Origin of the sequence: Paraburkholderia sprentiae WSM5005 (genome assembly GCF_001865575.2) — a bacterium.
Lineage (GTDB): Bacteria > Pseudomonadota > Gammaproteobacteria > Burkholderiales > Burkholderiaceae > Paraburkholderia > Paraburkholderia sprentiae.
The window spans coordinates 1,073,575-1,095,517 of sequence record NZ_CP017562.2 but is presented as its reverse complement, the minus strand read 5'-3'; the positions used below and the strand labels follow the sequence as shown (position 1 = coordinate 1,095,517).

Genomic DNA, 21,943 nt, shown 5'->3' with positions numbered 1-21,943 from the left:
ACTGCGCCGCCCAACGTGTTAATCCGTCAAACTGAAAACCTGCTGTGATCGCGCTTCAAACCGCATAAATTTGCGGATTGTCCACCAGCGGCAAAAACTCGCCGGTGTTGCCATCGAGCGCGAGCATCTCGCCGCTTTCGATATTGAAGATCCACCCATGCAGCCGCAGCGTTTTATTCACGAGCCCGACCGCCACCGACGGATGCGTGCGGATATTGCCGAGCTGTGCGATCACGTTGTCCTTGACCAGCGCCGCGAGACGCTCCGCATCGGAACCGTAGTGGCGTGACGCGTTGACCGCCTTCGCCGCATCCGCGTGGCGCAGCCAGCTCGCGACCGCCGGCATGTGCTCGAGATTCGTGCAGGACGAGATCGCCGTCATCGCGCCGCAGTTCGAATGGCCGCAGATCACGATGTCGGTAACGCCGAGCACGGCGATCGCATATTCGACGGTCGCGGACACGCCGCCCGGTTCCGGGCCATACGACGGCACGATGTTGCCGGCGTTGCGGATCACGAACAGCGAGCCCGGCTCGGTCTGCGTCAGCAGTTCCGGCACCACGCGGCTGTCCGAACAGGTCACGAACAGCGTGCTGGGATTCTGTGCGGTCGACAGACGCTTGAAGAGTGCACTTTGCTGTGGAAAGACCTCGCGTTGAAAGCGGATCAAACCTTCGATGATTTCCTGCACGATATTCTCCAGAGAATCGAAGAGACGGATTTAAAGATTGCCGCGACTATACCGCAGGCTTTCGGTCGTCGCGCGCATCATCGTGCTAATCGTCGGACGCTCCTGCGGCGAATTGCCGGCGAACTAATGGTGTGCGTGCACGCGCCATAAAAAAAGACCCGGCTGCCGGCAGCCGGGCCTTACCCGATGCAATGAAGCGGGTCACTCAATCGAAGTCGCGCGTCTCGAGTTCCACGGACCGTCCCCCGTTTCGTTCGAGCACCCGCCGCGTAGCATTTTCAATGCGGGCGCGGTTCGCCTCGAACGTCCCCACCAGATCGTGAGCCGACGGGCTGCCGTTGCCGAAATGGTCGTTGAGCGCGTCGAGCGACACGCTGCACCATACGTCCGTCCCGTCCACATTGGCCTCGAAAGCGACGCGCGCAGCAGCCACCACTTCCCGGCGTCCGGTGAATTCGATCCTCATAATCGTCCTCCATGGGTCAAAGGAAAAACTGAACATGCAACGGTCATGCCCACAACGCGCCGGTTTGCCTGCGGCCCGGGCGCGAGCACGCATTCTCCGCAAGGTGCATAGTCCTGAGCGGCCGCCACGCGGGGGCCGCGCTGATGCGTCGCGGCACGGCCTGCTGCGGGCCCTCGACGCGCTCAACGTACCGATACTACGCCCTTCATGTCCCACAGCCCTATGTTCGCGGTCGATGCCCGCCATGATGGTGTTTCGCCTGAGAGATGGCATCAGCGCCCGCGCGCCAGCCGGTCACGCTGACGGTCGCCGCCGAGGCTACGAACCGCCCGCCGGCAGCGTCGCCGCGAAGAAATCGCGCACCTGTGCGGCGGTTCGCGCGTGAATCGCGGCGCGATCGACACCGGGGCCGTCCTTGCAGATCGGCGCAAGACGCTCGACGGCCGCGGGCTCGCACACGTCCATGAACGTATAGTGCGACGCGCCTGGCACCATCGTCACCGTCGCTTGCGGCAGGAAGCCCGCGATGCGGTGAATGTTCGTGTTGACCGGCGCGGTGGTATCGGCCTCGCCCGCGAGCAGCGCGACCGGAATCGTCACTTCCCGGAACGACGAGCGGTTGAATGCCTCGCCGAGCGCGGGCGCGATCGCGAACACGGCCTTGATGCGCGGATCGCGATACGAATCGCCCGAACGCGCGCGCGATGCGTTCGTTTCGGCCGATAGTCCGTCGACCGTCAGCGCGGGCGCGCCCGGCTCGTGCGCGAGACTCGCGGCTTCGGGCGGCGAGCAGATCGCATCCGCTTCGGGCGATGTGCAGAAGCGCTCCAGCGCGGCGCGATCGGTACGCGCGCCCGCGAGTTCGAGCACCGTGTAGCCGCCGAGCGAAAAGCCCAGCGCGCCGATTCGCGTCGTGTCCACGCGCGAACCGAAACGCGGATCCGCAAGCACGCCGTCGAGCACTTCGCTCAGGTCGGTCGCGCGTTCCCACCAGAGGATGAAACCGTCGCGCGTGGGCGGTTCCAGCGCGTTGTTACCCGGATGATTGACACCCGCGACGACATAGCCCTGCGCGGCCAGCGACGCCGCGAGCCAGTCGAGACTGTCCGCGCTGCCGCCGGTGCCGTGCGACAGCAGCAGCAACGGGTATTGGGGCTGCGCGGCGGAGAGTGGTGCATCGGCGGCGGCGGCGTGGCCGACGAAGATCGGATGACCCGGCGCGCCGATATCGTGACGCGTCTCGGCTTGCGTCGCATCGGCCGGATACCAGACGCGTGTGATCAGCGCCTGCGTTTGCGCGCCGCGCCAGTTGCGCGCCACGGCGGGATGAAACACGCGGCTCGTTTCGCCGACATGCCAGTCGGCAGAGGCGCTTTGCGCGGTCGCCTGCGCCGGCAACGACGCCCACATCGCACCGCACAGCGCCGCCGAGAATGCCACAGTCAACGACACTACCGCCGCGCTCGACAGCGCGGCACAGCCTCGACGCATCATGGTGAGTCCTCGCAAATGGGGATCAGCAGATCGGTAACGCACGGATGGCGCGCGCCGCGGTCGGGCGCGCTTCGATACAGTTCGAGTCCCGGCCGCTGATCGCGCCGGTAGCCGCTGCGCGGCAGCCAGCCGCTGTACAGCGCTCTGAAAGTCGGCGAGATCAGCGCATAAGGGCCGACGAGGCGGTGCACCGCGTACAGGCCGCCTGCGAGCCGCAACGGCTCGATACGCGGCGGCGGCCCGGCGACACCCGAGCGTTGCGCGGCCTCGTCGAGCCGTTCCAGCGCATGGCCCAACGCCGCCTGCGACCCCGCGACGATGCCCGCTTGATAGCAAAATGCGCCGCTGAACGTCGCATCGCGCGAGCAGATACCGACGCGCTGTTGCAGCAGCGCATCCTCGTCGCAGCGCAGCGCCGTCATCAGCGTGCGGAAGGTCTGCCCGATCGTCCCAACCGGGCCGTCATGGCGAAGGCACAGCACCTCGAGCGGCGCGAGTTCGGCGACTTCGACCGACGGCAATGCCGAAGCCGCCGGACTGCCCACGAGATGCCCCTGCCGCGCCCTGAACTCGCTCGGCGACACACCGGTGAAGTCGCGAAACGCGCGCGCGAAGGCTTGGGGACTGTCGTAGCCGGCGTCGTGCGCGACCGCGGTGACCTGCGCGGCGTCGGTCAGCCGCTGCGCCGCCTCGGCGAGCCGCAGTCGCTTGACGGTGTCGACGACGCTCTCGCCCATTAACGCGCGATAGATCCGGTGGAAGTGATACGGCGACATATGCGCGACGGCCGCGAGGCTGTCGAGCGTATGCCGCGCGCCGGGCTCGAGCAGAATGGCCTCGACCACGCGAGCGATCCGTCGACGGTAATCACGTTCGGTGCTGGGCTTCATCATGGCGCCACGATAGCGGTCTGCGCGGCGCGGGGCGGTGCAGAACTTGCGGACTTTTGCGTTTGGGCGCTGCGCGTTTCGCCAGCAGGCCGGCGGCCGGGCTCGCGCGCCGCGTCACATTATGATCGACGATGCACGCGGCTTGCCTGACACCCGAAAGGCTTTCACCGCGCCGTCAACTGCCCGTTCCGTACAGCGTCGAATCGGCGAACCCTTCGGCGGCCAGCACCTGCCCGACCAGAATCAGCGCGGTGCGCTCGATCGCGCTGCCCTGCACTTTCGCGACGATATCGTCGAGCGTGCCGGTGATCTTCTCCTCGTCAGGCCAGCTCGCGCGATAGATCACCGCGATCGGGCACGCGCCGCCGTAATGCGGCCGCAATTCATCGACGATGCGCGCGAGATGCCGCACGCCGAGGTGAATCGCCAGCGTCGCTCGATGCCGCGCGAGGTCGGCCAACTGCTCGCCATCGGGCATCGACGTTTTGCTCGCGTAGCGCGTGAGGATCAGCGTCTGCGACACGCCGGGCAGCGTCAGCTCGCAACCGAGCGTCGCCGCGCACGCGGCCGTCGCCGTCACGCCGGGGACGATTTCGTACGGAATCTCCAGCTCGCGCAAGCGCCGGATCTGTTCGCCGATCGCACCGTACAGCGACGGATCGCCCGAATGCACGCGCGCGACGTGCTGGCCCTTCGCATGCGCGGCCGCGAGTAGCGCGACGATCTGGTCGAGATCGAGCTCGGCGGTGTTGACGACCTGTTCGGCGCTGTGCCCTTCGAGCACCGCCGCCGGCACCAGCGACCCCGCGTACAGGATCACCGGGCAACTGCGCACGAGGCGCTGTCCTTTCACCGTGATCAGTTCCGGGTCGCCCGGACCCGCACCGATAAAAAACACTGTCATTCAGTACTCCAGGATTGGCTCAATGACTCGAATCCGCCTGCGCCCCCGGGGACAACGCATCGAGAAGATCCGCAACGGTGGCGAACTCGCGATCGACCTCGGGCAAGCGCGGGCGTCGCAGCATGATCACCGGCAAGCCACGTTCGCGTGCGACCTCGAGCTTGGCCTCGGTCGCGGCGCCGCCACTGTTCTTGCTGACGACGACGTCGAACGCCTGCAGCGCGAACAACGCGCGTTCGCCGTCGAGCGTGAACGGTCCGCGCGCCGCGAGGATGCGCGAGCGCGCGCTGTCCGGATGCGAATCGAGCACACGCACGGTCCAGAACTGCCGCGGCGGAATCTCGTCGAGATGCGCGAGCGGTTCGCGGCCGAGCGTGAAAAGCGGCCGCCTGAATGGCGCGAGCGCGTCGATCAGCTCGTTCCAGTCGCCGACCATGCGCCAGTCGTCGCCGGCTTGCGGCTGCCACGCTGGACGCCGCAGCGCCCAGCACGGGCAATTCGCCAGGAGGCACGCCTGTGCCGCATTCGCGCTGATCCGCGCCGCGTACGGATGGGTCGCGTCGATCACGAGGCCGATCGCTTCGCCCGCGAGGTAACGCGCAAGACCCTCGCTGCCGCCGAAGCCGCCGACCCGCACCGCGCACTTCAAGTCGTCGGGCACCTTGCCCAGTCCCGCGAGACTGTACACATGCGCGGGAGCGAGTCGACGCGCGATCTTCAGTGCGTCGCCGGTGCCGCCGAGCAGCAGGATGCGCGTCATCGCGCGGCTCCGACGAAGTTGCCCTGCCGGTCGATCGCGAAGATATCGACGCTCACCTGCGGCGGCACGATCTCGGTTGCGACCGCCAAAGCGCGCTGACAGACGATATCGCCGAGCGGCACCTGCTGCGCGTGCGCGAGCGCCAGCGCCTGCTGGCTCGTGTTGGCGGTGCGCATCGCCGCTTGCAGCGCGGCATCGGCACCCTGCGCAGCGGCCCAGGCGGCGAGCTGGTCGAGATCGATGCTCGAGTGGCGGCTGTGCAGATCGAGATGGCCGGCCGCGAGCTTGCTGAGCTTGCCGAAGCCGCCGCAAATGCTCAGACGCTCGACCGGCGCGCGCTTCAGATGCTTGAGCACCGCGCCCACGAAATCGCCCATTTCGATCAGCGCGATATCGGGCAGACCGTAATGCGCGCGCATCGCGTCCTCGCTCGCGTTGCCGGTGCAGGCGGCCACATGCGTATAGCCGTTCGCGCGCGCGACGTCGATGCCCTGATGGATCGACGCGATATACGCCGAGCACGAAAAAGGCCGCACGATGCCGGTGGTGCCGAGTATCGACAGTCCGCCGACAATGCCCAGACGCGGGTTCATCGTTTTCAGCGCGAGCGCTTCGCCGCCTTCCACGCCGATCGTCACTTCGAAGCCGCCGCGATACGCGTGACGCGCGGCGAGTTCGTCGAGATGCTGGGTCATCATCTGGCGCGGAACCGGGTTGATCGCCGGCTCGCCGACCGGCAGCGTGAGCCCCGCGCGCGTGACGGTGCCGACGCCCGGCCCCGCGCGAAACCTCACACCGGGCTCGGGCACGAGGCGCACCCGCGCGAACACGAGCGCGCCGTGCGTCACGTCGGGATCGTCGCCGGCATCCTTGATCGTGCCGGCTTCGGCAATCCGCTCGCCATCGATGACGGCGAGACGACAGAACGCGAGCCGCATCGTCACATGCTGACCCTTCGGCAACACGACCTCCGCGACCTCGCTAAGTTCGCCCGCTAGCAGCAGACGCGCGGCGGCCAGCGACGTCGCGGTCGCGCAACTGCCGGTCGTATAGCCGCTGCGCAGCGGCGCAGCTTGTTCGGGGGTCTCGTCGCGCATCACGAATCGGTCATCACGAATCGGTCGACGGTTGCGCGGGTTTCGTCACTTCGAGCAGCGTGATCGGCAACGCCTGGCGCCACGTATCGAAGCCGCCGAGAGCTTGCGCGTGCGCGAGCGCGATGCGCGTCAGCGTGCCGCCATGCCGCTCGCGCCAGGCGGCGAGGACCGCCTCGCCTTGCAGCGTCACCGCGTTTGCGATCAGCCGGCCGCCGTCGCGCAGGTGGGTCCAACAGGTGTCGAGCACGCCCGGCGCCGTCACTCCACCGCCGATAAACACCGCGTGCGGCGCCGCGAGCCCATGCAATGCGTCCGGCGCGCGACCGGCCACGAGTTGCAGCCCGGGCACGCCCAAAGCATCGCGATTCCGTTCGATGAAGCGCTGCCGCGCTTCGTGCGCTTCGATCGCGATCGCGCGACACGTGGGATGCGCGCGCATCCATTCGATCCCGATCGAACCGCTGCCCGCGCCGACGTCCCACAGCAATTCGCCGGGCGCGGGCGCGAGGCGCGCGAGCGTGATCGCGCGCACGTCGCGCTTGGTCAACTGGCCGTCGTGGACGAACGCGTCGTCGGGTAAGCCGCAGGTCAGCGGCAGACGCGGCGCGTGCGCGGACGCGCGGCAGTCGAGCGCGATCAGATTGAGCGCGGCCATCTCGCCGGCCGGCCATTGATCCGCGCGGCCATCGATACGCCGTTCGCGTTCGCCACCCAGATGTTCGAGCACGCTCATGCAGGTCGCGCCGAAACCGCGCGCAGCGAGCGACGCCGCCAACGCCGCCGGCGTACGTCCATCCGCGCTCAACACGAACAGGCGCGCGCCGTCATGCAGATGCGCGTTCAGCGCGGCGAGCGGCCGGCCGACCAGCGACACGGTCGCGACCTCCTGCAACGGCCAGCCGAGCCGTGCGGCCGCGAGCGACAACGACGACGGCGCGGGCAGCACGCGCAGCTCGCCGGCCGGCAACTGCCGCGCGAGCGTCGCGCCGACGCCGAACAGCATCGGGTCGCCGCTCGCGAGCACGCACACCGCGTGCGGACGCTCGGCCAGCAACGGCGCGAGATCGAACGGACGCGGCCAGGCGGCGCGGCGCGCGGCGAGCCGCGCGGGCAGCATCGCCAGATGGCGCTCGCCGCCGTAGACGACCGACGCGCCCAGCAAAGCACGCCGCGCGGGTCGTCCCAGACCGGCGAAGCCGTCGTCGCCAATGCCCACTACGGTCAGCCATGCCGGCATCGATCCATCCTCATCAGTTGCGTCGATTCTTTGGCGATTGCGCCGCGCCGCGTCACGCATGCGGCTGCGCGCGGGCTCGGACGGCGGGTTGCGAAAGTCCGCATGATACCGCCGCCATGCGCCTCGCGGGTTCGCCGCACGGCGCAATCCCGTCGGGGCTCGGCGGCATCCCGCGATGGCCGACGAACAGGCGCCGTGGCCACAGCCTGAAGATATAATGGCCGCTTTCTTTGCTCACGGTCAGCCCGAAGCGCTGTTCGGCCGCCCGGTTCGCGCCGGCCCTCATCGGGCAGCATGCAGCGAGGCCGCAGCCACGCCATCGCGCGACGCTAAACTTGGTGTCCTCTTGAATCGAGCTTCGCCTCCCACCGTTTCGTCCCACGCGGTCACGACACCGCGGTCCTCGGCATGTCCGGGGCTGCTGCGCATCGTCCCCGCGCGCGACGGCGGGATCTGCCGCATCAAACTGCCTGGCGGCGCGCTGAGCGCGGCCCAGGCACGCGCGGTCGCCGATGCGAGTGCACGGCACGCGAATGGCGTCGTCGAGCTAAGCAATCGCGCAAACCTGCAACTGCGCGGCGTGCGTAGCGGACACGAAGCCGCGTTGAGCGCGGCGCTGATTCGCGCCGGGCTTGGACCGGCTTCCGCGCTTTCTTCAGCACACCCAGACGCACCCGCGGACCCCACCGCGCTGAGTCGCGCCGACGACATCCGCAACGTGATGATCAGCCCCGCCGCCGGCCGCGATCCGCACGCGCTGATCGACACGGCGCCGCTGTGCGGAGAACTGCTCACGCTGCTGCAAAACGACGCGCGCTTCGCAGCGTTGTCGCCGAAATTCGCGCTGCTGCTCGACGGCGGCGAACAACTCGCGCAAGTCGATCATCCGCATGACGTGTGGCTCGCGGCGTCGCCTGACGGAGCAAGTGGGCGCTTCGTGTTCGGCCTGGCGGGGTGTCCGGGTTCGGCTGGCGCAACCGCAAGCAACAGCACCCACGCGAACACCGGCGAACCTTGCGATGCCAACGGCACGGGCGCGCTTGCGGCCGTGCCGCCGCCGCGCGTGCCCGCACTCGTGCGCGGGTTGCTGCACACGTTCCTCGACCTCGCCGCCGCCGACGCGACCCGCATGCGCGACCTGCTCGCCACGCACTCGGCCGACGCGCTGCTGCGGCACGCGCAACGCTACGTCGATTTTCCGCTCGCGCGCGACGCATCGCTGCGCCACTGGCAGCGCCACATCCCCGCCGACGCGTCGCTGCGGCTCGGCGCGCACGCGCAGCGCGGCGACGGCACGTGGTATGTCGGCGGCCAAGCGCCGCTCGGCCGTATCGACGCGGCCACGCTGCGCGACCTGGCCGCGCTCGCGCAAACCCACGGCAACGGCATGCTGCACGCCACGCCATGGCAAAGCGTGCTGCTGCCCGACATCGCGACACAAGCGGTGTCCACCGTGCTCGCGAAACTGAGCGCACTTGGCCTCGCCTGCGATCCCGCCCAGGCCATCACGCATGTGATCGCCTGCGCCGGTTCGGCCGGCTGCGCGAAGGGTCTCGCCGACACCAAGACCGACGCGCTGCAACTCGCCGAGTGCTTACCCGCCGGCGTCGACGTGCATCTGACGGGCTGCCCGCGCTCTTGCGCGGCCGCGCATCGCGCGCCCTACACGCTGCTCGCTGCCGCGCCCGGCCGCTACGACCTTTATCGACGCGACGGCGGCCCCGGCTTCGGCCAATGCGTCGCACCGCAACTGACGATCGACGAGGCCGCCGCGCTGCTCGCGCGCCTCGCCCGGAGTACCTCACATGCTTGATTACCTTCGCGACGGTCAGGAGATCTATCGCCAATCGTTCGCGACGATCCGCGCGGAGGCCGATCTCGCGCGGATCCCCGCCGATCTGGAAAAACTCGCGGTGCGCGTGATCCACGCGTGCGGCATGGTCGACGTGATCGACGATCTCGCGTTCTCCGACAGCGCCGGCAGCGCAGGACGCAGCGCGCTCGCGCAAGGCGCGCCGATCCTGTGCGACGCGGGCATGGTCGCGCAAGGCATCACACGCGCGCGACTGCCCGCGCACAACGAAGTCATCTGCACGCTCACGCACCCGGACGTGCCCGCGCTCGCGCGCGAAATCGGCAACACGCGCTCGGCCGCCGCGCTCGACTTGTGGCGCCCGCATCTGGCGGGCAGCGTCGTCGTGATCGGCAATGCGCCGACCGCGCTGTTCCATCTGCTCGACATGCTCGACGCCGGCGCGCCGAAGCCTGCGCTGATTCTCGGCTTTCCGGTCGGCTTCGTCGGCGCGGCGGAATCGAAAGCGGCACTCGCGCAAAACAGCCGCGGCGTGCCCTACGTGGTCGTGCACGGACGGCGCGGCGGCAGCGCGATGGCCGCCGCCGCGGTCAACGCGCTCGCGACGGAGCTCGAATAAATGGCCAGCGTGCTAACACATCGCGGTCGGCTGTATGGCATCGGCGTCGGGCCCGGCGACCCTGAACTGATCACGTTGAAGGCGCTGCGTCTGTTGAAAGCGGCGCCGGTGGTCGCGTATTTCGTCGCGAAGGGCAAGAAAGGCAACGCGTTCGGCATCATCGAGGCACATCTGCACGACGCGCAACAGCATCTGCCGCTCGTCTATCCGGTCACGACCGAAGCGCTCGAACCGCCGCTGTCGTATGAAGCGATCATCGCGGACTTCTACGACACCGCCGCCGATATCGTCGCGGGCCATCTCGACGCGGGCCGCGACGTCGCCGTGATCTGCGAAGGCGATCCGTTTTTCTACGGCTCGTACATGTATCTGCACGACCGGCTCGCCGCGCGCTACGACAGTGAAGTCGTGCCGGGCGTGTGCTCGATGCTCGGCGGCGCGGCGGTGCTCGGGGCGCCGCTCGTGTATCGCAATCAGAGCTTGTCGGTGCTGTCGGGCGTGCTGCCCGAAGATGAATTGCGCCGCCGTCTCGCCGCTGCGGACGCGGCGGTCATCATGAAACTCGGCCGCAATTTCGATAAAGTGCGGCGCGTGCTCGACGAGCTCGGACTCGCGCAGCGCGCGCTGTACGTCGAACGCGCGACGATGCGCAATCAGCGCATCGTGCCGCTCGCCGAAGTCGATCCGATGGCGTCGCCGTACTTTTCCCTGCTGGTCGTGCCGGGGCAAAAATGGCAAGGATGAACGCGCCCGCGATTGTGATTCTCGGCGCGGGCGCGCTCGCGACCGCGCGACGCATTCAGGCGCTGTATGTCGGACGTGGCGAGCACGCCGAGGCGACCGTTGCCACGGACTGCCTGGTGCATGCATTGCAAGGCCGCGTCGAGGCCGATGTGCCCTACACCGAACTGGGCGCGCATCTGCGCGAGCTGTATGCGCGCGGCACGCCGATCGTCGCGTTGTGCGCGGCCGGCATCGTGATTCGCTGCCTTGCGCCGCTGCTGTCGAACAAGGGCGCCGAACCGCCGGTGCTCGCGGTCGCCGAGGACGGCAGCGCGGTCGTGCCGTTGCTCGGCGGACTGGCGGGCGTCAACGTGATGGCGCGCGACATCGCCGCCGCGTTGGCCGTGCAGCCCGCGATCACGACGAGCGGCGAACTGCGCTTCGGCACCTGCGTGCTCAATCCGCCCGAGGGCTATGCGCTCGCCGACCTCGCCCAGGGCAAGCGCTTCGTGTCGGATCTGCTCGCAGGCGAAAGCACGCGCATCGAAGGTGACGCGCCATGGCTCGACGACGCGCAACTGCCGCGCTCGGACTCGGCGCGTCTCGCGATTCGCGTGACGCCGCGCGCGTGGGATGGGCAGCCAGATGAGCTCGTGATTCATCCGCGCAGTGTGGTGGCGGCGGTGGTGATCGATGATGCAAGCGCTCAGCCCAATGCCCATGCCGCCGACGCGATCGTCGAACGCGTGCGTGCTGCACTGAACGCGCACGGTTTGGCGGCGCGTTCGCTCGCGGGCCTGCTCGCGCCATCGGCAAGCATGGCCGACCCGGCGCTCGCACAAGCGGCAACGCTTCTCGAGGTGCCGCTACGCTTCGCCGATGCCAGCGCCGAACATGGCGGACCGCGCGCGGCGGCGCTGCTGCACGCCGCACTGCGCATCCCTCATGAGACGTTGCACGACGGCGCGCACAGCGGCATCGCGCTCGCCGTCACGCCGCTCGCCCTCGACCCCGCGACGATCGGCCGTGCTCGCGGCCGTCTGAGCGTCATCGGCCTCGGCCCCGGCCGTGCCGAGCTGATGGTCCCGGCCGCGCGCACCGCATTGAGCGAAGCGACCGACATCCTCGGCTACGACACCTACGTGAAAATGGCCGGCCCGCTGCGCGCCGATCAGCGCGTGCACGGCAGCGACAATCGCGAGGAAATGCAGCGCGCGCGGCACGCGTTCGAGCTCGCGAGCGAAGGCCGCGCGGTCGTGATGGTGTCCTCGGGCGACCCCGGCGTGTTCGCGATGGCGGCCGCGGTGCTCGAAGCGCTCGAAGCTTCTCGAAACGACGCATGGGCCGCCGTCGAACTATCGATCGTGCCGGGCGTGTCGGCCGCGCTCGCGACCGCCGCGCAGGCCGGTGCGCCGCTCGGCCACGACTTCTGCATGCTGTCGCTGTCGGACAATCTGAAGCCGTGGGCCATCATCGAAGCCCGCCTGCGCCATGCGGCGCAAGCCGACCTCGTGATGGCGCTCTACAACCCGATTTCGCGCGCGCGTCCGTGGCAACTCGACAAGGCGCTCGACATCGTGCGCGAGTATCGGGCGCCGTCGACGCTGGTGGTGCTGGGGCGCGACATCGGCCGTCCGGGCGGCACGCTGCGCACGTTGACGCTCGGCGAGCTTCGCTCGGTCGACGTGGATATGCGCACGATGGTGATCGTCGGGTCGTCGCTGACGCGAAAGTTTGCTTGCGGCAATGACGGCGCGCAGTGGGTGTACACGCCCCGGTGGTACGAGCCCGCCGCGCTCACGCAAGCTTCAGATCCTCCACCGCCCTCTGCCTGACGCCCAGGTCGTCCCACAACTCCGGGTGACACGTGAACACAAAAATCTGATGCCGCGCCGCCGCGTCGATCAATGCGCGTTTGAGCGCGTCGCGACGCGCGGCATCGCTGTGCACCGCGGCATCGTCGAGCATCAGCAAGGTCGGCCGGCCCGAGGCCTGCAGCAGGTCCGCGTACGCGAGCCGCGTCAGGATGCCGAGCTGTTCGCGCGTGCCGAAGCTCAGCGCGTCGAGCAGTTCCGCGCGGCCGTCCCGATCGAGCAGCGCCGGCATCAGATCGTCGCCGAGCGCGAGACTCGACTGCGGAAAAATCCGCTTCAGATAGTGACCCAGCCGCTCGGTCAACGGCGCACGCAGTTGCGCGAGCGCCGCGTCGCGTTCGTCGACCAGCACTTCGTCGAGCAGGCTTAGCGCACTCGCGCGCAGGCTCAGTTCGTCCTTACGACGCGTGGCCTGTTCGGCCTGCGCTTCGAGCGCGGCGAGCCGTTCGCCGAGACCCGATGCGCCCATCGTTTCGAGCTGGCTACGCAGCTCCGCGATCCGCAGCTGACGCTCGCGCTGCTCATTGCGCGCGAGTTCGGCCGATGCGCGATAGCGCTTCGCCTCCGCCACGGGATCGTCGAGGCGGGCCGCATCGAGTTCGCGCTCGCGCTCACCGCGTTGGTTCTTCAGCGCGTCGACCTTGACGCGCTGCTCGACGATGTGCGCTTGCCACTGCGCGCGGTTGCGCCGGAACGCTTCGTCGTTCAGCTGCGCTTCCTTGCGCTGCAGTTGCGCGGCGAGCGAATCGGCCTTCGCGACGCCGGTGGATTGCGCGCCCGCCGTCTGCGCGAGTACCTTGCGCGCGGCCTCCAACGTGTCGCGTGCGACGTCGGCGTTGCGGCGCGCGTCGTCGAGCGGCGGCGCCGCGCAGACGTCGGGCAGGCTCGCCAGGCGCTCGCTCGACGCCTGCAAGCGCGCGGCCGTCGAGGCCAGCGCCGCCCGCAACGCATCGATACCTTGCGGCGCGTGCACTTCGAGAATCCTGGCCTGGCTCGTCTGCTGCGCGACCAGCGTCTTCCATTGCTCATGACGCGCCTGCGCGTCGCCCACCGACGCGACGCCGAGCGCCCGCAGCAATTGCGCGTGCTTCGCTTCGAGCGACGTCAGTTCGGACAACCGCGCGGACAGATCCGAGACACCCGGAATCACGCGCAATTCGCCGAGCTCGCCGAGGCCGATGCGTTTTTCTTCGTCGACGCGCAGCACGCCGGTGCCGCTGATCGTCCGATCCCCGACGCTCAATGCCCGATGCAAGCGGTACTCGATGCGCGTCATCGCCGCTTCGGTCCGCGCGCGCAGCACGGTCAATTCGCCGTCGAGCGCGACGAGGCGCTTGAACTGCGCGTCGTCGAGTTCGAGCGCCGCGGCGTCGCGCGCAGCCTGCAGGACCGCCGTGTTCGCCTTGCCCGCCTCGACGATCGATGCTTCGAGCCGCTGGCTCTCCGTCCGGTAGAAATCGACCTGGCTGCGTAGATCGGCGGCGGTCACGGCCGCGTTCGCGAGTTCGAGCGCGCGGTTCGCCTCGGCGGATGCCTGCTCGAATTGGTCAACCCGGCGTTCTGCCTGCGCGTGCGCGCTCTGTGCGGCCGCGAGCTCCGCGCGCGCCGCGTCGAGTTGCTCGCGCTCGCGCGCGATCGCCGCTTCCAGTTCGAGCGCGCCCTGCTCCTGCTGTACCGACAAGGCAAGTTCGGCCTCACCGATCTTCAACGACTGCGCGAGCCCTTCGAGACCGCGTTCGAGTTGCTCCACCGTCGCGGCGCGTTGCTGCGCGAGTGCGGCCTTCTGTTCGTGAAGCTCCCACGGACGCCTGCGCTCGGCGTCGTCGAATGCCTGCTGTTGCGCGGCAAGCCGCGCGATGTTGTCGTCGAACTGCTGGCGTTGCTGTCGAAGCTCGTCGCGGCTCGTGCTCAGCGCGGCGAGCTTCTGCTCCGCCTCGGCGAGCGGCCCGGTCGACTTCTGCGTGCGCGCTGTCAGCAATTGCCGCAGCTCGCGCTGCACGGCCGCGATCAACGCGTCTTCGCCGCCCGCTTCGCGGCCGCCCGAGAGTTGCGTGAGCGCGTCGCGCAGATACTGCCCCGCGTGCCCGGTCGAGTCGCGCATGTCCTGCGTGCCGCCCTGCTGGACCCACAATAGACCCGGCACACCCGCGTTCTCGGCTTTCATCGGACCGCGGGCCGCGCGCGAGAAACCGAGCAGCGCGGCGAGCTTGTCTTCGGCTTCGTCCTCGCTGTAGACGGCCTGTCCGATCCTCAGCTCGCAGCGTTGTCGCGACACGAACTGCTTCGACAGACGGCACGCCACACCATCGAGCTCGAAAATGACCTCGACCGACGGCTGCCCGCTCGCGAGCCCCCACGGCAACACGTCCTTCAGATGCGAGGCCTTGTAGCGTTCGAGAAACACCGTGCGCACCGCTTCGGCGATCGTGCTCTTGCCGGCCTCGTTCGGGCCGATGAACAGGTTGAGGCCGGGCTGCAGATCGTCGATCACGAGCTGCCCGCCGAACTGCCTGAATTCCTGAATCGCGATACGTTGCAGCTTCATGCGCAGGCTCCTTCGCGCGGCAGTTCAGGTTGTTGCCGTTCGCGCGCCTGCGCGGGTGAGGCGGCATCAGCATCGCGTTGCCGCTGTTCGCGCCCAAAACGCGCCAGCAGCAGCAACGCCTCCGCCGCGCGTCGCGCCTGTTGCGGATCGGCCTGCGCGTCTTCCTGCAAGCCGCGCAGGCGCGCGACCACCTTCGCGAGATAGCCGCTTTGCGCGCCGAGTTCGGCGAGATCGTCGGCGGTGGGCAGCACGTGCAGGCCGCTCAGATCGGCACGCAACGCGCGCGTGCAGGCGCGGGCCTCTTCGAGCGCGACATGCAGCGCTTCGGCATCGGCGAGCGCCGCCGTGCCGCCAACCTCGATGCGCAGCACGTCATGCGCGCCGAGTTCGGCGAGGCGGGTTTTCAACGCGTCGACATCGGTCGGCACCGAAATCGTCTCGTCCCAGCGATGCCAACGATATTGCCCGACCCGTACCGCGTCGACCCGCGGCACCGCGCCCGGCTCGGCGATGCCGACGTCGAGCACGAAGCCGGGTTCGTTCGCGCGGAAGCGGTCCTGCTCGTGCGTGCCCGCGTACCACGTGCGTTCATCGACGCGCAGATGGCCGTGCCAGTCGCCGAGCGCGAGGTAGTCGAGTCGCGCGCTGGCGGCGCGCGTCGGTGCGATCGGGTTCGACGAATCGATGCCCTCTTGCAGCATGCCGCCGACGCTGCCGTGCGCGAGCCCGACCCGGTGATAGCCGGCGGGTGTATCGGTGGCATCGAAGAATGCGGTGGTGTCGTCGTAGGTGATGCGCTGCGTAAGCGGCGCGCACAGCAACGCGCAACGGCATGCGTCGAGCAGCACGACGCCGGACTCGAGCGCGAGGCGCACGTTCGGCGGCACGCAATTGAGCCGCTGCGCGCGGGTCCACACGCTTTCGACGAGCGCCGCGTCGTGATTGCCCGGCAGCATGATCCACGGTCCGGAAAACGCTTGCAGCGCGGAGAACAAACGCCGGATGACGGTATCCGACACCGTCTGCAGATCGAATACGTCGCCTGCGACGAGCACCGCGTCGACGTTGCGCAGGGCCGCTTCTTCGGCGATGCGGCGCACCGTGTCGAAGCGCGCCTGGGCGAGATGCGCGGCCTCGTCCGCTTCGAACTGACCGAATTGCGTGCCGATCTGCCAGTCCGCGGTGTGCAGAAACCTGATCACTGTGCCTCCATTGCGATGACGTTGCGTCGTCTTGCGTTAGGTCCGACGAGGAGCCCAATCGCGAATGTTACCTTGCCGATGCGTTCGCGCGTATCGAGGCTAGACGTGCGCGCCGGCCTTACCGCATCATTGCACCGAAGCGGCTGAACCTCGCCGCCCTTCAGCCGCCGCCCGACACGATCAACCGCGCCCGATGGACAAGACCACCGAACTCAAGAAGGCCAAGCGCACACCTTTACTGCTGCTGCTTGCCGCCGCCTGCGTTTTCGTCGTCACCGCGTTCCTGCCGCGCGGCCTGTCGGTCGACGGCATCAAGGCGGTCGCCGAAGCCGCGATGGTCGGGGCGCTCGCCGACTGGTTCGCGGTCGCGGCGCTGTTTCGACGTGTACCGATTCCGCTGGTGTCCGCGCATACCGGGATCATCCCGCGCAACAAGCACAAGATCGCCGACAACCTCGCGCACTTCGTGCAGGACAAGTTTCTCGACGTGCCGTCGCTGGTCGGTCTGATCCGCCGGCACGATCCGGCGCAGACCATCACCGCGTGGCTGAGCGAGCCGGCCAACACCACGCGCCTCGGCGACTACGTGGTCCGGCTCACCGGCGGCATCCTCGATGTGGCCGACGACGCGCGCATTCAGCGCTTCATCGGGGACGCGTTGCGCGACGTGCTCGCGAAGGTCGATCTCTCGCAATCGCTCGGCGCGATTCTCGACATGCTGACGCACGGCGGCCGTCATCAGGCACTGCTCGACACCGCGATCGACCAGCTCATCACGCTGCTGCGCGAGGCGCCGGCGCGCGAGTTCATCGCGGCGCGCATCGTCGATTGGGTAAAGAGCGAGTATCCGACGATCGAGAAGTTCCTGCCGTCGGAGTGGCTCGGCGACAAGGGCGCCGAAGCGATCGCGAGCGCCGCGAACCGTATGCTCGAACAGATCGCGCAGAACCCCACGCACGAGCTGCGCGACAAGTTCGACGAGGCGGTGCACAAGCTGATCGTGCGGCTAAAGACCGATCCCGTTTTCCTGCAACAAGGCGAAGCGCTCAAGCGCTATCTGGTCGAGGGCGATGCGTTCAGGAGCTACGTGAAGGACATGTGGGACGACCTGCGCGCGTGGCTCAAGCGCGATCTGACTAGCGCCGACTCGGCCATGCATGCGAGAGTCGCCGCGATGGGCGCGTGGGTCGGCCGCGAACTGGCGCGCGATCCGGCGTTGCGGCAATCGCTGAACGATCACCTCGAGGAAGCGGCGCGCGCGATGGCGCCGGACTTCGCGCAATTCCTCACGCGCCATATCAGCGATACCGTGAAGAACTGGGACGCGCACGAGATGTCGCACCAGGTCGAGTTGAATATCGGCAAGGATCTGCAGTACATCCGGATCAATGGGACGATCGTGGGTGGATTTATCGGCTTGCTGCTGTATGTGAGCTCGCTGTTGCTGGAGATGGTGCGGGTGCATGCGGGCTAGTGGGCGCGAGCGGCATCGATGACACGCGCTTTGTTCGCCTATTCTGCGAAGACTTCCTGCAAGGTCCGCAGACTGTCCAACAACGTATTGTCGGTCACCGAGCCCTCTTTCTTGACGAGGCGCGTCTTGTCCACTGCGCGAATCTGATCCATCAGGATCAAGCCATGTTTGCGCTTGAACGTGACCGGCACTCGAAACGGTGCCGGTCGTCCCGTCGAGGTCATTGGGGCGACGATGACTGTCCGCAAGTGGTCATGCATTTCAGGCGGCGAAATCACTACGCAAGGCCGCGTCTTTTGAATCTCACTGCCCAGCGTCGGATCGAGCGCGACCAACCAGACTTCTCCGCGCACTACCATGCCAGTTCCGCGTCGTCAGCGTTCGGAAATTCACCCATTACCAAAGCATCATCGCCGCTTTCCGCCAGCGCTTTGCTTGCCTCCGCCCAGCCTTCGCGCGCCTTGTGTTTGGGCCGTCGCAGGACGATCGCGTCGTCTTCGATTTCCATTTCCACCTCGTTCTCCAGTCCTAATTGCGCAAGTACTGGCTTGGGGATGAGTACACCCTGCGAGTTGCCCATTCTGCGAATCGTCGTTCTCATGGAATCCCCCCACGTTATGTAATAACAATATTATGCCCGGCAAAAAGCTCATGTCAACACAATGTTATTACGCATTCGCCGCTGTCTCACGACTCGGCGTAATCGGGCAGTAGCCGATAACACTCGTCTTTTCAGCGTCGAAGTGCACAAGCATTCGTCACGCTCAACGTCGCCGATACGCAGCCTGGAAATCACCGCAATCAGTCCACCTCAGATCAAACCGCCTACAATTCCGGCATCTGTCTTGCTGACGACCTGTGCTCCGCTCGGTCGTCAGCGCGTCCCAACCGGAATTCTGTTCACATGAAAATATCGCTACCGCCGCCGCATGGGCGGCCCACTCGCGTTTACCCGCCGGGCACGCCGGGCCTGCATGGGCTGGTGTCGCTGATCACCGGCGTGGTGGTCGTGTGCGGGCTGTACTTCGGGCGCGCCGTGCTGATTCCGATCACCTTGTCGGTGTTGCTGAGCTTCCTGCTCGCGCCGCTCGTGCAGACGCTGCGGCGTTTGCACATGGGCCAGTTGCCATCGATCTTCATCGCGGTGCTGTTCGCGCTGGCCTCGCTGCTCGCGATCGGCGCGCTGATCGGCGCGCAGCTCGTGCAGCTCGCGGGCGACCTGCCGCAGTATCAGGAAGCGATCGAGCAGAAGATCGAAACGGTGCAGGAAAAGACCGTGGGCCGCGCCGATGCCCTGATGAGCAGCGCTGCCACCGCACTGCAGCGCGTGGCGCCATCGCGCCCGGCCCCGCCGCGCCCGACCGGCCGCGCCGCGCGCAACGCACCGCAGGTGCCGCAACAGGTCGAGCTGCACGAGCCCGCGCCGACGCCGGTGCAACTCGCGCGGCGCGCACTGTCGCCGGCCATCGCGCCGATCGAGACGACCTTCATCGTGCTCGTCGTGACGATCTTCATTCTGTTGCAGCGCGAGGATTTGCGCGACCGTCTAATCAGCCTGTTCGGTTCGCGCGACCTGCACCGCACGACCACCGCGATCAACGACGCCGCCGGGCGCCTGTCACGCTATTTCGTCGCCCAGCTCGGCGTCAATCTGAGCGCGGGCGGCATCATCGCGATCGGGCTCGCGATCATCGGCGTGCCCGGCGCGCTACTGTTCGGCGTGATCGCCGCGCTGCTGCGCTTCGTGCCGTACATCGGCATCTGGATCGCGGCGATCCTCGCGGTGTTTCTCGCGGCCGCGATCCAGCCGCAATGGACGATGGCGGTCCTCACGCTGATCCTGTTCATCGTCGTCGACGTGGTCGCCGGGCAGATCGCCGAGCCGCTGCTGTACGGTCATCGCTCGGGACTGTCTCCGCTCGCGGTGGTGGTCGCGGCGATTTTCTGGAGCTGGCTGTGGGGGCCGATCGGCCTCGTGCTGTCGACGCCGCTCACGCTGTGCGTCGTCACGCTCGGGCGCTACGCGGACCGGCTCAACTTCCTGACCGTGCTGCTCGGCGATCAGCCCGCGCTGACGCCCGCGCAGAACTTCTATCAGCGCCTGCTCGCCGACGATCCGCATGAGGCGATCGTGCAGGCCGAGCGGCTGCTGCGCGAGATGTCGCTGATCGACTACTACGACAAGGTCGCGCTCGAAGGCTTGCGGCTCGCGCGCAACGATGCGCAGCGCGGCGTGCTGATGCCCGACCAGTTGCAGCGGATCAACGACGCGCTCATCGATATCGTCGAGAACCTCGAAATCGCCGAAGGGCTGCGCGATACGCTGTCGCCTGCCGAACCGGCCGACGCGGGTAGCGCGCTGCTTGCGGGGGCGCCGGACCGGACGACGCCGGGCGCGGGTACCGCGGAGCGCTACGGCAACGATCTGCTCGCGCGCGCGCCACAGCACGACGAAGCGGGCAAGACGGCGGTGCTGTGCGTGCCCGGCCGCGGCGCATTCGACGAAGTGACGACCGCGATCGCCGTGCAACTGTTGAGCCGCCAGGGCTTCGCTCCTCTGATGGCGACCCACTCGGGCTACCGCCGGGCGCGCCCCGACGAACCGAGCTTCAAGGACACGTCGATCATCTGCATCGTGTCGCTCGACGCGCCCGACTCGCCGCCGTATCTGCGCAACATGCTGCGGCGCACGCGCGAGTGGCGGCCGCGCGCGACGCTGGTGGTCGGCGTCGGTGGCGTCGGCGACACGCCGGAAGACAGCGTCGAGCTCGATGCGGCCGGCGCACCACACACGTCGCCGACGTTCCGCTCGATGATCGAGGCATGTCACGCGGCGACCGGCGGGCTGGCCATGCGGCAGCCGCCGCAGACGGCCAGCGCGAGCTGAAGCTAGCGAGTTGCGAAGCTGCGCCGATCCGAAACGGGCGCAGGCAGCACCGTATCTGGCGCGCCTCGCGCTGTTGTGCCTGACCGAGCTCGACGATCCGCGGCGCGCGTTGTCGTTGATCGAAGCGGCGCAGCTGCCGGCTGCCGCCACGGCCTAGCGCGGGCATCAACCGCGCGGTCGACGCCCAGCGTTTCTTCGTTCTTCGAACCGAAGGTTTTACGACAACCTCACGGCCTCGGATACAAACCCAGCGTACTCGCATGCAGCCGCGCGAGTCCGAGCAATGCATCCGTATAGGGTGTCGGCACGCGCGTCAGCTGCCCGAGTTCGCGCACCGCGCCGACCAGCGCATCGAGTTCGACCGCCTTGCCGGCCTGCACGTCCTGCAGCATCGACGTCTTCATCGCGCCGAGTTTCAGCGTGACCGCGTGACGGTCCTCGGGCGCCTGGTCGATCGGGATGCCGAAGCGCGCGCCGATTTCCTTCGCCTCCAGCATGATGTGCGTGACGAAGCCGCGCGCGAGTTCGTCGCCGAGAATCCGGTCGGTCGTCGCGCCGGTGATCGCGCTGACCGGGTTCATCGTCATGTTGCCCCACAGCTTGAACCAGACGTCGCGCTGGATCTGCGCCGAGGCCGTCGCATGAAAGCCCGCCGCTTGCAGCAGCGCGGCTAGCCGCTCGACGCGCTCGCTCGGCTGGCCCGACGCCTCACCGACGATGAGCCCGTTGCCCTGGTGATGCCGGATCACGCCGGGTGCGTCGCTCAGGCAGCTGGCGTGCACGACGCAGCCGACCGTCTGCGCGGCCGGGATCGCGGCAGCGATCGCGCCGTCGGGATCGATCGTTTTCAGGCGCTGGCCGGCCAGCTCGCCGGCGAGGCCGTCGCAAAACCACCACGGCACCCCGTTCATCGCCGTCAGTACGATCGTCTGCGGGCCGAGCAGCGGCTTGATATGCGCGGCCACCGCCGCCATCGCCGGGCCTTTCACCGCGATCACGATGAGCTCCTGCACGCCGAGATCGGCCGGCTTGTCGCTCGTCTTCACCTGTTCGGCGTAAATCACGCCGCCTTCGATCAGCCGCAGACCATGCTGGCGCACCGCGTCGAGCGTCGCGCCGCGCGCGACCACGCTGACCTGATGCCCCGCCTGCGCGAGCTTCACTCCCATCCAGCCGCCGATCGCGCCGGCGCCGTAGATCGCTACTTTCATCGCCTGAATCCTTGCCTGTCGCGGTGTTTATTGCAGCGTCGACTGCCGCGCTCTTC

20 protein-coding genes are annotated in these 21,943 nt (G+C 68.0%); 7 read left to right on the top strand and 13 right to left on the bottom strand.

Going from position 1 to position 21,943, the window contains the following annotated elements; all coding sequences use genetic code 11:
* Window positions 1–55: 55 nt before the first annotated feature.
* The 8 genes from BJG93_RS21760 to BJG93_RS21725 all read right to left on the bottom strand — a co-directional run bounded on the left by BJG93_RS21760 (window position 56) and on the right by BJG93_RS21725 (window position 7,539).
* Entirely contained in the window at window positions 56–691 is a 636-nt protein-coding gene (locus BJG93_RS21760) for a carbonic anhydrase (RefSeq protein WP_027196309.1), read from the bottom strand.
* A 205-nt stretch (window positions 692–896) separates the two neighbouring features.
* The gene (locus tag BJG93_RS21755; protein WP_027196308.1) at window positions 897–1,157 is read right to left on the bottom strand and encodes a DUF1488 family protein; all 261 of its coding nucleotides are present in this window, start codon (window positions 1,155–1,157) and stop codon (window positions 897–899) included.
* A 318-nt stretch (window positions 1,158–1,475) separates the two neighbouring features.
* Window positions 1,476–2,651, bottom strand: a complete 1,176-nt coding sequence (locus BJG93_RS21750; protein ID WP_027196307.1) for an alpha/beta hydrolase family protein — start codon at window positions 2,649–2,651, stop codon at window positions 1,476–1,478.
* Complete coding sequence (locus BJG93_RS21745) at window positions 2,648–3,544, bottom strand: AraC family transcriptional regulator (protein WP_082194565.1); 897 nt, start codon at window positions 3,542–3,544, stop codon at window positions 2,648–2,650. Before BJG93_RS21745 ends, BJG93_RS21750 begins: the two co-directional genes overlap by 4 nt.
* 172 nt (window positions 3,545–3,716) lie before the next feature.
* Window positions 3,717–4,445: a precorrin-4 C(11)-methyltransferase gene (gene cobM / locus BJG93_RS21740; protein WP_027196305.1), complete on the bottom strand. Its 729-nt coding sequence runs from the start codon at window positions 4,443–4,445 to the stop codon at window positions 3,717–3,719.
* Between the two features lie 19 nt (window positions 4,446–4,464).
* Window positions 4,465–5,205, bottom strand: a complete 741-nt coding sequence (locus BJG93_RS21735) for a cobalt-precorrin-6A reductase (protein WP_027196304.1) — start codon at window positions 5,203–5,205, stop codon at window positions 4,465–4,467.
* Window positions 5,202–6,302 (bottom strand): cobalt-precorrin-5B (C(1))-methyltransferase, encoded by a 1,101-nt coding sequence (locus BJG93_RS21730; protein WP_027196303.1) that lies wholly within the window; start codon window positions 6,300–6,302, stop codon window positions 5,202–5,204. The genes BJG93_RS21735 and BJG93_RS21730 overlap by 4 nt, the downstream gene beginning before the upstream one ends.
* Before the next feature lie 13 nt (window positions 6,303–6,315).
* Window positions 6,316–7,539, bottom strand: a complete 1,224-nt coding sequence (locus BJG93_RS21725) for a bifunctional cobalt-precorrin-7 (C(5))-methyltransferase/cobalt-precorrin-6B (C(15))-methyltransferase (protein ID WP_071336683.1) — start codon at window positions 7,537–7,539, stop codon at window positions 6,316–6,318.
* Between the two features lie 346 nt (window positions 7,540–7,885).
* On the opposite strand from BJG93_RS21725, the gene cobG reads away from it, so the two are divergent.
* From cobG to cobJ, 4 genes are read left to right on the top strand one after another with little or no spacing between them, the layout of a single operon-like run.
* Complete coding sequence (cobG, locus tag BJG93_RS21720) at window positions 7,886–9,352, top strand: precorrin-3B synthase (RefSeq protein ID WP_322791097.1); 1,467 nt, start codon at window positions 7,886–7,888, stop codon at window positions 9,350–9,352.
* A complete protein-coding gene (locus BJG93_RS21715; RefSeq protein WP_027196302.1) occupies window positions 9,345–9,971 on the top strand; it encodes a precorrin-8X methylmutase in 627 nt (208 codons plus the stop codon). Before cobG ends, BJG93_RS21715 begins: the two co-directional genes overlap by 8 nt.
* Complete coding sequence (locus BJG93_RS21710) at window positions 9,972–10,715, top strand: precorrin-2 C(20)-methyltransferase (protein ID WP_027196301.1); 744 nt, start codon at window positions 9,972–9,974, stop codon at window positions 10,713–10,715.
* A complete protein-coding gene (gene cobJ / locus BJG93_RS21705) occupies window positions 10,712–12,529 on the top strand; it encodes a precorrin-3B C(17)-methyltransferase (protein WP_082194564.1) in 1,818 nt (605 codons plus the stop codon). The genes BJG93_RS21710 and cobJ overlap by 4 nt, the downstream gene beginning before the upstream one ends.
* Here the strand turns inward: cobJ and BJG93_RS21700 are convergent.
* Both BJG93_RS21700 and BJG93_RS21695 read right to left on the bottom strand, forming a co-directional pair.
* Complete coding sequence (locus tag BJG93_RS21700) at window positions 12,492–15,113, bottom strand: AAA family ATPase (protein WP_027196300.1); 2,622 nt, start codon at window positions 15,111–15,113, stop codon at window positions 12,492–12,494. The two genes, cobJ and BJG93_RS21700, sit on opposite strands and share 38 nt — an antisense overlap.
* The gene (locus BJG93_RS21695) at window positions 15,110–16,315 is read right to left on the bottom strand and encodes a metallophosphoesterase family protein (RefSeq protein ID WP_027196299.1); all 1,206 of its coding nucleotides are present in this window, start codon (window positions 16,313–16,315) and stop codon (window positions 15,110–15,112) included. The genes BJG93_RS21700 and BJG93_RS21695 overlap by 4 nt, the downstream gene beginning before the upstream one ends.
* 193 nt (window positions 16,316–16,508) lie before the next feature.
* Here BJG93_RS21695 and BJG93_RS21690 point away from each other — a divergent pair, with 193 nt between their 5' ends.
* Window positions 16,509–17,789: a DUF445 domain-containing protein gene (locus BJG93_RS21690; protein ID WP_027196298.1), complete on the top strand. Its 1,281-nt coding sequence runs from the start codon at window positions 16,509–16,511 to the stop codon at window positions 17,787–17,789.
* A gap of 38 nt (window positions 17,790–17,827) precedes the next feature.
* Here BJG93_RS21690 and BJG93_RS21685 read toward each other — a convergent pair whose 3' ends face one another.
* Both BJG93_RS21685 and BJG93_RS21680 read right to left on the bottom strand, forming a co-directional pair.
* Window positions 17,828–18,148, bottom strand: coding sequence for a type II toxin-antitoxin system PemK/MazF family toxin (locus tag BJG93_RS21685; protein WP_027196297.1), 321 nt, complete (start codon window positions 18,146–18,148; stop codon window positions 17,828–17,830).
* Entirely contained in the window at window positions 18,142–18,390 is a 249-nt protein-coding gene (locus BJG93_RS21680) for an AbrB/MazE/SpoVT family DNA-binding domain-containing protein (RefSeq protein ID WP_027196296.1), read from the bottom strand. The genes BJG93_RS21685 and BJG93_RS21680 overlap by 7 nt, the downstream gene beginning before the upstream one ends.
* Window positions 18,391–18,693: 303 nt before the next feature.
* On the opposite strand from BJG93_RS21680, the gene BJG93_RS21675 reads away from it, so the two are divergent.
* Entirely contained in the window at window positions 18,694–20,676 is a 1,983-nt protein-coding gene (locus BJG93_RS21675) for an AI-2E family transporter (protein WP_071336643.1), read from the top strand.
* 10 nt (window positions 20,677–20,686) lie between these two features.
* Entirely contained in the window at window positions 20,687–20,833 is a 147-nt protein-coding gene (locus BJG93_RS21670; RefSeq protein ID WP_154671685.1) for a hypothetical protein, read from the top strand.
* A gap of 70 nt (window positions 20,834–20,903) precedes the next feature.
* On the opposite strand, the gene BJG93_RS21665 is transcribed toward BJG93_RS21670, so the two are convergent.
* Window positions 20,904–21,887, bottom strand: a complete 984-nt coding sequence (locus BJG93_RS21665) for a 2-dehydropantoate 2-reductase (RefSeq protein WP_027194203.1) — start codon at window positions 21,885–21,887, stop codon at window positions 20,904–20,906.
* Window positions 21,888–21,943: the final 56 nt, after the last annotated feature.

Excerpts from the sequence above, each read along its gene's own strand:
- BJG93_RS21690 (WP_027196298.1), top strand. The coding sequence starts at position 16,509 with ATGGACAAGACCACCGAACTCAAGAAGGCCAAGCGCACACCTTTACTG.
- BJG93_RS21750 (WP_027196307.1), bottom strand. The coding sequence starts at position 2,651 with ATGATGCGTCGAGGCTGTGCCGCGCTGTCGAGCGCGGCGGTAGTGTCG.
- BJG93_RS21755 (WP_027196308.1), bottom strand. The coding sequence starts at position 1,157 with ATGAGGATCGAATTCACCGGACGCCGGGAAGTGGTGGCTGCTGCGCGC.
- BJG93_RS21700 (WP_027196300.1), bottom strand. The coding sequence starts at position 15,113 with ATGAAGCTGCAACGTATCGCGATTCAGGAATTCAGGCAGTTCGGCGGG.
- BJG93_RS21735 (WP_027196304.1), bottom strand. The coding sequence starts at position 5,205 with ATGACGCGCATCCTGCTGCTCGGCGGCACCGGCGACGCACTGAAGATC.
- cobM (WP_027196305.1), bottom strand. The coding sequence starts at position 4,445 with ATGACAGTGTTTTTTATCGGTGCGGGTCCGGGCGACCCGGAACTGATC.
- BJG93_RS21685 (WP_027196297.1), bottom strand. The coding sequence starts at position 18,148 with ATGGTAGTGCGCGGAGAAGTCTGGTTGGTCGCGCTCGATCCGACGCTG.
- BJG93_RS21680 (WP_027196296.1), bottom strand. The coding sequence starts at position 18,390 with ATGAGAACGACGATTCGCAGAATGGGCAACTCGCAGGGTGTACTCATC.
- cobJ (WP_082194564.1), top strand. The coding sequence starts at position 10,712 with ATGAACGCGCCCGCGATTGTGATTCTCGGCGCGGGCGCGCTCGCGACC.
- BJG93_RS21710 (WP_027196301.1), top strand. The coding sequence starts at position 9,972 with ATGGCCAGCGTGCTAACACATCGCGGTCGGCTGTATGGCATCGGCGTC.
- BJG93_RS21665 (WP_027194203.1), bottom strand. The coding sequence starts at position 21,887 with ATGAAAGTAGCGATCTACGGCGCCGGCGCGATCGGCGGCTGGATGGGA.
- BJG93_RS21730 (WP_027196303.1), bottom strand. The coding sequence starts at position 6,302 with ATGCGCGACGAGACCCCCGAACAAGCTGCGCCGCTGCGCAGCGGCTAT.
- BJG93_RS21745 (WP_082194565.1), bottom strand. The coding sequence starts at position 3,544 with ATGATGAAGCCCAGCACCGAACGTGATTACCGTCGACGGATCGCTCGC.
- BJG93_RS21715 (WP_027196302.1), top strand. The coding sequence starts at position 9,345 with ATGCTTGATTACCTTCGCGACGGTCAGGAGATCTATCGCCAATCGTTC.
- BJG93_RS21725 (WP_071336683.1), bottom strand. The coding sequence starts at position 7,539 with ATGCCGGCATGGCTGACCGTAGTGGGCATTGGCGACGACGGCTTCGCC.
- BJG93_RS21675 (WP_071336643.1), top strand. The coding sequence starts at position 18,694 with ATGAAAATATCGCTACCGCCGCCGCATGGGCGGCCCACTCGCGTTTAC.